An 11,669-nucleotide genomic window follows, 5' to 3' on the forward strand; every position below is an offset into this window, starting at 1 on the left:
CAGAAAATTACCAATTCATAGGTTTTTTCGTTCAAAAATTTCCAAACTCTAGAAATTGGAAAAATTTTAGGCGGCGCTTGTTGCTTTCAAACTTAAAATAAAGTTCCATCGGCGCGATCCGGATGGGAACCTCTGGTGTCCACGGCTTCAAAAGAATAACAATCTGGGAAACGATATCATGAAAAAGATTTCTGTCCTGCTGGCAGTGACAGCCTTGGCTTCGGTCATGGCGACGTCCGCCTGGTCAAAAACGCTTGTCTATTGCTCGGAAAGCTCGCCGGAAGGTTTTGACCCGGGTCTCTACACCGGAGGCAATACTTTCGACGCCTCGTCGCGCACGGTCTATAGCCGCCTTGTCGAATTCAAGCATGGCAGCACCGAAATCGAGCCGGGCCTTGCCGAAAGCTGGACCGTGTCTCCGGACGGCAAGGAATACACCTTCAAGCTCCGCAAGGGCGTCAAGTTCCAGACCACCGATTTCTTTACGCCGACGCGTGATCTCAACGCCGATGACGTGATCTTCTCGATCAGCCGCCAGCTCGGCACGGACAGCCCCTGGGCAAAATATGTCGCCGGCGGTACCTACGAATATGCCGATGGCATGGGCTTCCCGAAGCTCATCAAGTCGATCGACAAGGTTGACGATCTCACCGTCAAGTTCGTCCTTGACCGCCCGGAAGCTCCGTTCCTCGCCGACCTCGCTATGGACTTTGCCTCGATCCTGTCGAAGGAATATGCTGATAAGCTGCAGGCCGACAAGAAGATGGAGCAGATGAACCAGCAGCCGCTCGGCACTGGCGCATTCACCTTCGTCGCCTATCAGCCGGATGCCGTCATCCGCTACAAGGCGAACGAAACCTACTTCAAGGGCAAGGAAAAGATCGACGATCTCGTCTTCGCGATCACGCCGGACGCCTCCGTTCGTGCGCAGAAGCTGAAGTCCGGTGAATGCAACATCATGCCGTATCCGAATGCGGCTGATATCAAGGATCTGAAGGCCGACAAGAACCTCAAGGTTCTCGATCAGGCTGGCCTGAACGTTTCCTATCTCGCCTACAACACGCTGGTTGCTCCGTTCGACAAGGTCGAAGTACGCAAGGCCATCAACATGGCTGTCAACAAGCAGGCCATCGTCGATGCCGTTTTCCAGGGCTCCGCCAAGGTTGCGACCAACCCGATCCCGCCGACCATGTGGTCCTACAACAAGGACATCAAGGACGACGCGTTCAATCCTGAAGAAGCCAAGAAGCTGCTCGAAAAGGCCGGCGTCAAGGATCTCAGCATGAAGATCTGGGCGATGCCCGTGTCGCGTCCCTACATGCTGAACGCGCGCCGCGCTGCCGAGCTGATGCAGGCGGACCTCGCCAAGATCGGCGTCAAGGTCGAGATCGTCACCTATGACTGGGCCCAGTACCTGAAGCTCTCCTCCGCCAAGGACCGCGACGGCGCGGCCATCCTCGGCTGGACCGGTGACAACGGCGACCCGGACAACTTCCTTGACACGCTGCTCGGCTGCGACGCTGTCGGCGGCAACAACCGCGCACAGTGGTGCAATAAGGAATTCGACGGTCTGGTGAAGAAGGCCAAACAGACGGCTGACGTCAAGGAGCGCACGAAGCTCTACGAAGAGGCTCAGGTCGTCTTCAAGCGCGAAGCACCGTGGATGACGATCGATCACTCGGAAGTCTTCATGCCGATGACGAAGAATGTCACGGGCTACTTCCAGGATCCGCTTGGTATTCATCGCTTCGACGGCGTCGATATCGCCGAATAACGAAAAATCTGTGAGAATGCCCGGCTAGTATCGGGCGAGCCGGCGGTCAGACACTCTGTCTGACCGCCGGAAAAATTTGGACATCTGCCATGTTGCGATTTCTTTTCAGCCGGCTAGCGGTGCTGATCCCGACATTCCTCGGTGTATCGATCGTCGCCTTCTCTTTCATCCGCCTGCTTCCCGGCGATCCTGTCATGCTGCTGTCGGGCGAACGCGTCATGTCGCCGGAACGCCATGCGCAGATCTCGCACGATCTCGGCTACGACCAGCCGATGGTCGTGCAGTACGGCCGCTATATCTGGAATGCCCTTCATGGCGATCTCGGCACCTCGATCACGACAAAGCGTGACGTGCTGACCGACTTTTTGACCTTCTTCCCGGCCACGCTCGAGCTGTCGATCTGTGCCATGATCCTCGCGATCTGTCTTGGCATACCCGCCGGTGTTTTCGCCGCCGTGAAGCGGGGCACATGGTTCGACCAGAGCGTCATGGGCGTCGCCCTCGTCGGCTATTCCATGCCGATCTTCTGGTGGGGCCTGCTGCTTATCATCGTCTTCAACGGCTATCTGCACTGGACGCCGGTTTCGGGCCGTATCGGACTCATCTATTTCTTCAAGCCGATCACCGGCTTCATGCTGATCGACAGCCTGCTGTCCGGCCAGAAGGGCGCCTTCTGGTCCGCTTTCAATTCGCTGATCCTGCCGACCATCGTGCTTGGCACGATCCCGCTCGCCGTGATCGCGCGCCAGACGCGCTCGGCGATGCTCGAAGTGCTCGGCGAGGATTATGTGCGCACGGCTCGTTCCAAGGGCCTCTCGCCGCTGCGCGTCGTTTCCGTGCACGCATTGCGAAATGCGATGATCCCCGTCGTCACCACGATCGGCCTGCAGGTCGGCGTGCTGCTCGGCGGCGCCATCCTGACGGAAAGCATCTTCTCCTGGCCGGGTATCGGCAAATGGATGATAGATGCGGTCTTCAAGCGCGATTATCCGGTGGTGCAGGGTGGCCTGTTGCTGATCGCCGGCATCGTCATGCTCGTCAATCTCGTCGTCGACCTGCTCTACGGCTTCGTCAATCCACGCATTCGTCACTAGGAGCGGCCCATGAGCACGGTTAGCGTCAAAACGGTTAGTGTCAAATCCGACCGTCCTTCCGCTCTTGCGGAGTTCTGGTATTATTTCTCTCGCAACAAGGGCGCCGTCATCGGCCTTGCGATCTTCCTTTTCGTCCTGTTTCTGGCGATTTTCGCCGGTCTCGTGGCGCCGCATAATCCCGATGTGGCCTATGGCAGCGACATGCAGCGCCTGCCGCCCGCCTGGGCGGAGGGCGGCAACAGCAGCTTCCTACTCGGCACCGATGCCAATGGCCGTGATCTCCTGTCGCGCCTCATCTACGGTACGCGCTTCTCGCTGTTCATCGGCCTCGTCGTTGCTTCGCTTTCGGCGATCGTCGGCATTTTGATCGGCCTTGTCGCCGGCTATGCCCGTGGTCGCATCGACACGATCATCATGCGTGTCATGGACATCATTCTTGCGGTTCCGTCGCTGCTGCTCGCTCTGGTACTCGTGGCAATCCTCGGCCCGGGTCTGATCAATGCGATGATTGCAATCTCGATCGTCAACCAGCCGCATTTCGTCCGTCTGACACGCGCCTCCGTCATGGCCGAGCGCGACAAGGAATATGTCATTGCCTCGCGGGTTGCCGGCGCGGGCCATCTGCGCCTGATGTTCAAGACCATACTTCCGAACTGTCTGGGTCCGCTGATCGTGCAGGCGACACTCGCCTTCTCGGCCGCCATTCTCGAAGCCGCCGCGCTCGGCTTTCTCGGTCAAGGCGCCCAGCCGCCGACGCCGGAATGGGGTACGATGCTCGCCGACTCGCGCGAATTCTTCCAGAGCAACCCTTGGCTCGTTACATTCCCCGGTCTCTGCATCCTGATCACGGTTCTCGCCATCAACCTGATGGGCGACGGCCTGCGCGATGCGTTCGACCCGAAGCTGAAGAGGTCGTAATGGCACTCCTCGATATTGAAAACCTCTCCGTTGAATTCCAGACCTCGTCCGGCCTGTTCCGGGCCGTCGATGGCGTCTCGCTCACCTGCGACAAAGGAGAAATCCTGTCGATCGTCGGCGAATCCGGTTCCGGCAAGTCGGTCTCCATGCTTGCCATGATGGGCCTTCTGCCCTGGACGGCGAAGATCACCGCCGACCGCATGATGTTCGACGGCAAGGACCTGCGCGGTATCTCCTCGCGTCAGCGTCGCAAGATCATCGGCAAGGACATGGCCATGATCTTCCAGGAGCCGATGTCGAGCCTTAATCCGTGCTTCACGGTCGGCTTCCAGCTCGGCGAGACGCTCCGCATCCATATGGGCCTTGATCGCAAGGCTCGCCGCGAACGCTCGATCGAACTCTTGAATCTCGTCGGCATTCCAGCCCCTGCGGATCGCCTGTCGAACTTCCCGCATCAGATGTCCGGTGGCATGAGCCAGCGCGTCATGATCGCCATGGCGCTCGCCTGCAATCCGAAGCTTCTGATTGCCGATGAGCCCACGACCGCGCTCGACGTGACGATCCAGGCGCAGATCCTCGACCTGCTCGTGCGCCTTCAGCGGGAGCAGGGCATGGCGCTCGTGCTCATCACGCATGACATGGGCGTCGTCGCCGAAACGGCAGAGCGCGTGCAGGTGCAATATGCCGGCCAGAAGGTCGAGGAGCAGCCTGTCAAGGAACTGTTCCGCGATCCGCATCATCCCTATACGGCAGCCCTTCTTTCGGCTCTGCCGGAGCGCGCCGAAGTCGGCGAGCGTCTGCCGTCGATTGCCGGCGTCGTTCCCGGTCAGCACGATCGACCGACGGGCTGTCTCTTTGCGCCGCGCTGCTCCTTTGCAACGCCGGAATGCGACAAGGGCGTGAAGCGCCAGGGGACCGAACTGGGCGTAGCCCTATGCAATTATCCGCTGCAACATGGCAAGCCACTCGGCCACCCCGGCATTGTCGCCACGCAAAAAGCAGGAGGTGCCGCATGACCGGCGCTGTTCTCGAAGGGCGCGATCTCGCCCGCTTCTACACCGTCAAGCGCGGCACCTTCAAACCGGAAGCGACCGTCAAGGCGCTGAACGGCGTCAGCTTCAGCCTGCAGTCGGGCCGCACGCTCGCTGTCGTCGGCGAATCCGGCTGCGGTAAGTCGACGCTCGCTCGCCTCGTGACGATGATCGAAAATCCGACGGCCGGCGAATTGCTGATAGACGGCAAGCCCGCCAGGCTCGGCGACCGCAGCCTGCGCAGTGCCGTGCAGATCGTGTTTCAGAACCCTTATGGCTCGCTGAATCCGCGCCAGAAGGTCGGCTCCATCCTGGAAGAGCCGCTGAAGATCAACACGGATGATGATGCCGCCACCCGACGCCGCAAGGTGGAGGAGATGATGGCACGCGTCGGTCTGCGTCCGGAACACTATGATCGTTACCCGCATATGTTCTCGGGCGGCCAGCGCCAGCGCATCGCCATCGCGCGTGCTCTGATGCTGCGGCCGAAGGTGCTGGTGCTCGATGAGCCGGTGTCCGCACTCGATCTGTCGATCCAGGCACAGGTCCTGAACTTGCTGATGGATCTGCAGAAGGAGATGGGCCTTGCCTACCTCTTTATCTCGCATGGCCTTTCCGTCGTCCGTCACATCGCAGACGACGTGATGGTTATGTATCTCGGACGTCCGGTGGAGACCGGCACCGCGGACGAGGTCTTCAACCGGCCGCGCCATCCCTATACTGCGGCCCTTCTGTCGGCGACGCCGATCGCCGATCCGGATCGCGAAAAGAACCGCATCCGCCTGCAGGGCGAATTGCCGTCGCCGCTCAATCCGCCGAAGGGCTGCCACTTCAATCCGCGCTGCTGGCGTGCCCAGGACAAGTGCCGGCAGGTTGAACCGGAACTTGCGGGCGACGGAACGCATAAATTTTCCTGTTTCTTTCCGCTGGATTGATCCAAGTTGCGAATCGGGCATGGCTGAAGAGCGACCGTGCCCGGTTTGAAATCAATCATTTCGGATAGGCCTATGCGCGATAATCAGGACACCCCGCTTGCCATCATCGTCATGGGTGTGAGCGGCAGCGGTAAATCCTCGATCGGTGAGGGTGTGGCGGCCAAGCTCGGCATCCATTTTATCGAAGGCGATGCCCTGCATCCGGCAGCCAATGTCGAGAAGATGAGCAAAGGCATTCCGTTGACGGATGAGGATCGCTGGCCGTGGCTCGAAAAGATCGGCCAGGAAATATCGGCAAGCCTTGCGAAAGGCGAGGGCGTTGCCGTGACCTGCTCGGCGTTGAAGCGCGTCTATCGCGAACGCCTGCGGGCATCCGCCGGCGGTCATCTCTATTTCATCTATCTCGAAGGCTCCAAAGAGCTGCTGACGAAGCGCATGGGCGAGCGCAAGGGGCATTTCATGCCGACCTCGCTGCTCGAAAGCCAATTGCAGACGCTGGAAGTACCGACGGGCGAGCCCGGTGTCGTCACCGTCGACATCGACGCCACGATCGAAGAGATCGTCGATGCGTCTGTCAGAAGCCTCCGGGCAATCCTCTAAAGCAATTCCAGGAAAAGTGCGTAGCGGTTTTCCGTCCGGAATTGCGTGAGATAGAGCGGCTCAGGGCGCAAACCGGCTGGGAGCATAAGCCGAAATATCGATGAAGGGCTTCTCGCCGGTGATGAGCTCGGCGAGCACGCGGCCGGTCACCGGGCCGAGCGTCAACCCGTGATGGGCATGCCCGAAGGCGAACCATAGGCCGTTATGGCGCGGTGCCTTGCCGATGATCGGCATCATGTCGGGCGTGCAAGGCCGTGCTCCCATCCAGGGTTCCGGATCGAGCCGTTTGCCGAGCGGGAAGGTGGTGCGCGCGACGGCTTCGGCACGGTCGAGCTGGACCGGTGTCTTCGGAGCATCGCGCAGGGCGAATTCGGCACCGGTTGTGAGCCGGATGCCGCGGCTCATCGGTGCCAGCAGATAGCCGCGCTCGGCATCCAGCGTCCAGTTGTTGAGGATGGCGTCGCCCTCGGTGGCGTAATGCATGTGATAGCCGCGCTTGACGCCGAGCGGAAAAGCATAGCCGAAGCGTTTCGTGACGATATCGGCCCAGGGGCCGAGTGCGACGACGACGTCCTCCGCGTCGATCGATCCCTCCGCCGTCACCATTCTCCAGGCCGAGCCGGCCATTCCGAGTGAGACGGCATCTCCCGTCGTCACACGCCCGCCAATGCTTTCGAAATATCGGCGATAGGCTGATGTCAGCCCGTGGGGGTCGAGCACCGACCAGGGGTCGCGCCAGCGAAGCGCGCCGGAAAAATTGCCTCTGAGATGCGGCTCCATGGTTGTGATCTCCGCACCGCTCAGCGCGTCGTAACCGATCCCGAATTCGCGGTTGAGTCGTTCGGCCTCGGCAAACTCGGCATCGCGCTTCCCGTTCGAACGGAACAGCTCCACCCAGCCGTTCTTGCGAATGAGCTCTTCGGCATGCGAGGCTTCGATGAGATCGTTGTGCTCGCTGACGGAATGTTCGATCAGCGGCGCATAGGCGCGCGAAATCATCTCGTGGCGCTTGGTATTGGAGTTCCACCAATAGCGCGCGAGGAAGGCGATTTGCGCCGGCAGAGCGTGCAGATGATAATGCGCGTCGATGCGATTGTTGAAGGCATAGCGCAGCAGCAGGCCGAATTGCTGCGGGAAGCCGTAGGGCACGACGCCCTCGCGCTGAATGAGGCCGGCATTGCCGAAGGATGTTCCCTGGCCCGGTGGCTGGCGGTCGACGAGGACGACTTGCCGCCCCCGCCGCTGCAGATGGATTGCCGTCGAAACACCGACGATGCCTGCACCGAGAACGATTGCGTCCTTTGTCATTTTATCCTGCTATCCGCATGCCTATTGCATTGCCGCTCGATCGTTCCGTATTGTCTGACCGCGCTCTAAGCATCGAAAATGCCTGCCAAATTTCAGCGGCGCAATTGAAAAATGCGGTCAGGCCGCACTCTGTTTCAGGCAGGCGTTTTCGGCGCGGATGCGGATCACAAGAATGATGCCATTGAGCAGCGAAAAGATCGCGGCGTAAAGCGGCATGCCGAAGGCGAGCGGCAAGACAGCGATCTCGCCGACGACGACGGCATAGTTGGGATGGCTGAGGAAGCGATAGGGTCCTTTCGTCACCAGCGCCGCGCGGGGCAATATGATGATGCGCGTCGTCCAACGATCCCTCAGTGTCGCCAGTACCCAGAGGCGCAGTCCCTGCAGCACCACGAAGAGCAGGAACCAGACGAGATCGACAGGCCGGCCGATGGCGAGCAGCCACAATCCGATCAGCCAAGCTGCGTGCATCGCCACCATGAAGGGATAGTGCTCCGGCGCATATTCCCGAGCGCCGCGGTCAAGGAGCGCTGCGGTGTTATGCCTTGCATAGATGAGCTCCGCCAGCCGCTGCAGCGTCACGAAGGCCAGAAGCGCGATCGACGGCCACAGCATCAGGCGACCCTCCTCAAGGTGATGCAGCTTGCCGAAAATCCCGGCCCCATGGCGAGCAGGGCGGAACGCTCCGGCAAGCCGGCCGCAATGGCGCGCTCCAGCACGAACAGTATCGTGGGCGAGGACATGTTGCCGTAGTCGCGGATCACCTCGCGTTCGATTTCGAGCGAGCCTTCTTCAAGGCCGAGCGCGCTTTCGAGCGCCGCCAGCACCTTGGCGCCACCGGGATGACAGATGAAGCGGTCGATATCGGAGATCAAAAGCCTGGATCGCTCCAGAATGCCGGCAACCGCGCTCCTCAGATGCGTTTCGGCAAAGACCGGCAGCGATTGTTCGAGGATGATACCGAAGCCGGTATCATCGATCTTCCAGCCCATGATGCCGAGGCTCTCGGGGAAAAGATGTTCGCCGGTCGATTCGATTTCCGCAATGCCGCTTTCGCCGGCCCGCAGCACACAGGCCGCTGCTCCATCGCCGAATAGCGCGGTGGCAATGATGTTGGGCCGTGTCAGTTCGTCCAGCCGAAAGGCAAGGGAGCAGAGTTCGATCGAGACAAAAAGGACAACGGCGCCTGGCCGGCTTCGTGCCATCTTCGTCGCCACCGCAAGACCGGATACGCCGGCTGCACAGCCGAGCCCGAAGACCGGTACACGCTCGATATCGGCACGGAAGCCCATCAAGCCGGCCAGCCGCGCGTCGAGGCTCGGCGTCGCAAGCCCGGTGGAGGAGACTGTAACAACGCAGTCCACATGCCGGGCCTCAAGGCCGGCGCGTTGCAGCGCTGCAGCCGCCGTCCGGCGGAAAAGCTCCGAGGCCACCTCGGTATAGGCCGCCATACGGTCCTGCCAGCCATGCGGCTGTTCGAACCAGGAAAGTGACCGCACCACATGGCGCTTGCGGATGCCGGTGCTTTCGAACACGCGCGCGAGATATTTGAAATCTTGAAAGCGGCTCGAGAAGAGGCGGCTCGCAGTCTCGGCGGCGTCGGTCTGGAGGATGATATTGTCGGGCGTTGCAGAGGCGACACTTAGAAGTTTGACGGTATCAGTCACGAGTTTCTCCTGCGCCCTTGAGGGGCGTGGGATGGAAACACGTCGTGAGGGTGGTCTATTCGATGCCGGAGCAGTCACGAAAGAGTGACGGCGTCCCGCATTGGGATGCGCCGAAAAAATTTTTCGCATCGTCCGAATAAAAGATGCCGATGGTGTGTTCTCCCCTCGCAACGTTCATTTTGCCAAGGAGACATTCCATGACGACCAAAGCAATTCGCCTGGCTTCCATCGCTCTCGGCGCAAGCCTGACCCTCGGCGCTTTCGCCATCCCGGTCTTTGCTGCCGGCAACGATTCGAGCACGACGCCGACCTGCAAGAAGGGCGAGATCTACGATCAGAAGACCAAGAAGTGCGTCAAGCAGCAGGGTGCCAACGTCACGGACGAAAACCGCGCGGATTATGCCTACTCGCTCGCCAAGAAGGATCATCGTTACGAGGAAGCCCTGGCGGTTCTCGACACGATGAAGAATCCGAATACGGCAGAAGCGCTGAACTATCGCGGTTACGCCACCCGTAAGCTCGGCCGTACCGACGAAGGCATCTCCTATTACCAGAAGTCTGTCGCCATGGATCCGAAGTACACGCTGGTTCGTGAATATCTCGGCGAAGCCTACGTCATCAGGGGCCAGATGGACCTCGCCAAGGACCAGCTGAGCACGATCAAGACGCTCTGCGGCAATACGAGCTGCGAGGAATATCGCGATCTTCACGCTGCGATCATGAATCCGTCCAGCCTGTGATCGCAGGTAAGCGCCGGGGATAAAGACGGCAAGCAGGGAGCTTTGCGAGGGATATGGGAGTGATGCCAGTCGCTCGTGGCGCAATTTCCGCTTATAGTCTGACGGCAACGGAGCCGCCAAAAAGATCGGCGGCTCCCGGACATGCGGGAATGGCGGAGGCTGTCATAGCGAGCGAAGAGGATATCAGGGCGGGACTGTCCCAGCATCTGACGCGGCTGTGGCGCTATGGTGTGGTGCTGTCGCGTCAGCGTGACGTGGCCGACGATCTCGTGCAGGCGACCTGCGTCAGGGCTCTGGAGCGAGCGGCTCAATTCACATCGGGCACGCGGCTCGATCGCTGGCTCTTCGCCATCCTGCATTCGATCTGGCTGAACGAGGTCCGCTCGCGCCGTGTGCGCATGGGACAGGGCTTTGTCGATGCCGACGAGACGCTGGTTTTCGACGGTGCTCGGCAAACCGAAACGCATATTTTGGCCGGGCAGGTGTTGCAGCGCGTTCAGGCTCTGCCGGAGGCGCAGCGCACTGCGGTGTTCCTGGCCTATGTCGAAGGGCTTTCCTATCGCGAGGTGGCTGACGTTCTTGATGTGCCGATCGGAACGGTCATGAGCCGGCTGGCGGCGGCGCGGGCGAAACTCGCTGAGGGCATGGGAATGGCGGCTGACGGGAAATCGTCCGGAGGTGAGCGACTGGGGAATGGAAATGAGTGAATCGCATAAAGGACAGATGCCCTCGGACGAGCAGCTCACCGCCTTTATCGATGGCGAGCTGAATGTCGCCGAGCGCGAGCGGATCGAACGATTGATCGCCGACGACGAGCGCGTGGCGGAGCGATTCGATTTTCTGTCGCGCAGCACCTTGCCCTTCGCGGAGGCATTCCAGCCGATGCTTGCCGAGGCTCCGGCTGCGAGGCTGGATGCCATGCTTGCCGGCATTCCCTTGAGAGAGGAGAGCAAAGCCAGCACTGCCGGCATCGGCCGCCGCGGTTTCCTTGCGGCCGTCGCCGCAAGCTTCGTCGCTGCTATTGCCGTCGACCGTGCCGTGATCGGCATCGGCCACCGGCTTTCGAAACCGGACGAAGATGCGGAATGGCGTGCCGTAGTGGCGGAATATCTCTCGCTCTATACGGCGGATACGCTGAGCGCTCCGGCCGGTGATCACGCGCAACAGGTTGCGCAATTGAATGAAGTCGGCGCCAAATTGAATCTATCGCTGGCGCCCGAAGCCGTCGCCATGCCGGGTATCGAGTTCAAGCGTGCTCAGATCCTGAATTATGACAGCAAGCCGCTGGCTCAGATCGCCTATCTCGATCCGGAAAGCGGACCCATGGCGCTCTGCATCGTCCGATCCGCCAAGGGTGCGGCGGCGCCGGACATGGAAAATCGCAAGGGCATGAATGTCGTCTATTGGTCGAGCGCCACCCACGCCTTCATGCTGATCGGGCATGCGCCGATCGACCGGATGGAGCAACTTGCGGCTGATATCAGGGCGCATCTGGTCGCGTGAGGGCTGTTTGGCGCGCGACTAAAATGACGTGATTCAAAAAGAATTTGGCGAAAACCCATCCTGCTGGTATTCTTTGCCCAACGAAAATCGAACGAGCGC

At 60.4% G+C, this 11,669-nt stretch carries 12 protein-coding genes; 9 read left to right on the forward strand and 3 right to left on the reverse strand.

The genetic code is table 11. The features are described 5' to 3' along the window. The first annotated feature begins 178 nt into the window (after nucleotides 1-178). From FHX05_RS10730 to FHX05_RS10755, 6 genes are all read left to right on the forward strand, one after another. The gene (locus FHX05_RS10730) at nucleotides 179-1,774 is read left to right on the forward strand and encodes an ABC transporter substrate-binding protein (RefSeq protein WP_112398716.1); all 1,596 of its coding nucleotides are present in this window, start codon (nucleotides 179-181) and stop codon (nucleotides 1,772-1,774) included. Between the two features lie 89 nt (nucleotides 1,775-1,863). After that, nucleotides 1,864-2,868 (forward strand): ABC transporter permease subunit, encoded by a 1,005-nt coding sequence (locus FHX05_RS10735; protein ID WP_112608267.1) that lies wholly within the window; start codon nucleotides 1,864-1,866, stop codon nucleotides 2,866-2,868. A gap of 9 nt (nucleotides 2,869-2,877) precedes the next feature. Further along, on the forward strand, nucleotides 2,878-3,786 hold the full coding sequence (locus FHX05_RS10740) for an ABC transporter permease subunit (protein WP_183871552.1): 909 nt from the start codon (nucleotides 2,878-2,880) through the stop codon (nucleotides 3,784-3,786). Next, nucleotides 3,786-4,802, forward strand: a complete 1,017-nt coding sequence (locus FHX05_RS10745) for an ABC transporter ATP-binding protein (protein ID WP_183871554.1) — start codon at nucleotides 3,786-3,788, stop codon at nucleotides 4,800-4,802. The genes FHX05_RS10740 and FHX05_RS10745 overlap by 1 nt, the downstream gene beginning before the upstream one ends. Next, nucleotides 4,799-5,752, forward strand: coding sequence for a peptide ABC transporter ATP-binding protein (locus FHX05_RS10750; protein ID WP_112398718.1), 954 nt, complete (start codon nucleotides 4,799-4,801; stop codon nucleotides 5,750-5,752). The genes FHX05_RS10745 and FHX05_RS10750 overlap by 4 nt, the downstream gene beginning before the upstream one ends. A 72-nt stretch (nucleotides 5,753-5,824) precedes the next feature. Beyond that, nucleotides 5,825-6,352, forward strand: a complete 528-nt coding sequence (locus tag FHX05_RS10755) for a gluconokinase (protein WP_112608263.1) — start codon at nucleotides 5,825-5,827, stop codon at nucleotides 6,350-6,352. A 60-nt stretch (nucleotides 6,353-6,412) separates the two neighbouring features. On the opposite strand, the gene FHX05_RS10760 is transcribed toward FHX05_RS10755, so the two are convergent. The 3 genes from FHX05_RS10760 to FHX05_RS10770 form a co-directional block, all read right to left on the reverse strand. Beyond that, nucleotides 6,413-7,660 carry an FAD-binding oxidoreductase gene (locus FHX05_RS10760; RefSeq protein ID WP_183871556.1) on the reverse strand — a complete coding sequence of 416 codons (1,248 nt, stop codon included), beginning with the start codon at nucleotides 7,658-7,660 and terminating at the stop codon, nucleotides 6,413-6,415. A 117-nt stretch (nucleotides 7,661-7,777) separates the two neighbouring features. Further along, nucleotides 7,778-8,275: an isoprenylcysteine carboxylmethyltransferase family protein gene (locus tag FHX05_RS10765; RefSeq protein ID WP_183871558.1), complete on the reverse strand. Its 498-nt coding sequence runs from the start codon at nucleotides 8,273-8,275 to the stop codon at nucleotides 7,778-7,780. Continuing rightward, nucleotides 8,275-9,327, reverse strand: a complete 1,053-nt coding sequence (locus tag FHX05_RS10770; RefSeq protein ID WP_183871560.1) for a type III polyketide synthase — start codon at nucleotides 9,325-9,327, stop codon at nucleotides 8,275-8,277. Before FHX05_RS10770 ends, FHX05_RS10765 begins: the two co-directional genes overlap by 1 nt. 197 nt (nucleotides 9,328-9,524) lie before the next feature. On the opposite strand from FHX05_RS10770, the gene FHX05_RS10775 reads away from it, so the two are divergent. The 3 genes from FHX05_RS10775 to FHX05_RS10785 all read left to right on the forward strand — a co-directional run bounded on the left by FHX05_RS10775 (nucleotide 9,525) and on the right by FHX05_RS10785 (nucleotide 11,570). Continuing rightward, nucleotides 9,525-10,067 (forward strand): tetratricopeptide repeat protein, encoded by a 543-nt coding sequence (locus tag FHX05_RS10775; protein ID WP_183871562.1) that lies wholly within the window; start codon nucleotides 9,525-9,527, stop codon nucleotides 10,065-10,067. A gap of 62 nt (nucleotides 10,068-10,129) precedes the next feature. Next, entirely contained in the window at nucleotides 10,130-10,774 is a 645-nt protein-coding gene (locus FHX05_RS10780) for an RNA polymerase sigma factor (protein WP_246698896.1), read from the forward strand. Then, nucleotides 10,767-11,570, forward strand: coding sequence for an anti-sigma factor (locus tag FHX05_RS10785; RefSeq protein ID WP_183871564.1), 804 nt, complete (start codon nucleotides 10,767-10,769; stop codon nucleotides 11,568-11,570). Before FHX05_RS10780 ends, FHX05_RS10785 begins: the two co-directional genes overlap by 8 nt. Nucleotides 11,571-11,669: the final 99 nt, after the last annotated feature.

The organism is Rhizobium sp. BK491 (assembly GCF_014194925.1).
GTDB lineage: Bacteria > Pseudomonadota > Alphaproteobacteria > Rhizobiales > Rhizobiaceae > Rhizobium.

Excerpts from the sequence above, each read along its gene's own strand:
- FHX05_RS10730 (WP_112398716.1), top strand. The coding sequence starts at position 179 with ATGAAAAAGATTTCTGTCCTGCTGGCAGTGACAGCCTTGGCTTCGGTC.
- FHX05_RS10735 (WP_112608267.1), top strand. The coding sequence starts at position 1,864 with ATGTTGCGATTTCTTTTCAGCCGGCTAGCGGTGCTGATCCCGACATTC.
- FHX05_RS10740 (WP_183871552.1), top strand. The coding sequence starts at position 2,878 with ATGAGCACGGTTAGCGTCAAAACGGTTAGTGTCAAATCCGACCGTCCT.
- FHX05_RS10745 (WP_183871554.1), top strand. The coding sequence starts at position 3,786 with ATGGCACTCCTCGATATTGAAAACCTCTCCGTTGAATTCCAGACCTCG.
- FHX05_RS10750 (WP_112398718.1), top strand. The coding sequence starts at position 4,799 with ATGACCGGCGCTGTTCTCGAAGGGCGCGATCTCGCCCGCTTCTACACC.
- FHX05_RS10755 (WP_112608263.1), top strand. The coding sequence starts at position 5,825 with ATGCGCGATAATCAGGACACCCCGCTTGCCATCATCGTCATGGGTGTG.
- FHX05_RS10760 (WP_183871556.1), bottom strand. The coding sequence starts at position 7,660 with ATGACAAAGGACGCAATCGTTCTCGGTGCAGGCATCGTCGGTGTTTCG.
- FHX05_RS10765 (WP_183871558.1), bottom strand. The coding sequence starts at position 8,275 with ATGCTGTGGCCGTCGATCGCGCTTCTGGCCTTCGTGACGCTGCAGCGG.
- FHX05_RS10775 (WP_183871562.1), top strand. The coding sequence starts at position 9,525 with ATGACGACCAAAGCAATTCGCCTGGCTTCCATCGCTCTCGGCGCAAGC.
- FHX05_RS10780 (WP_246698896.1), top strand. The coding sequence starts at position 10,130 with ATGCCAGTCGCTCGTGGCGCAATTTCCGCTTATAGTCTGACGGCAACG.
- FHX05_RS10785 (WP_183871564.1), top strand. The coding sequence starts at position 10,767 with ATGAGTGAATCGCATAAAGGACAGATGCCCTCGGACGAGCAGCTCACC.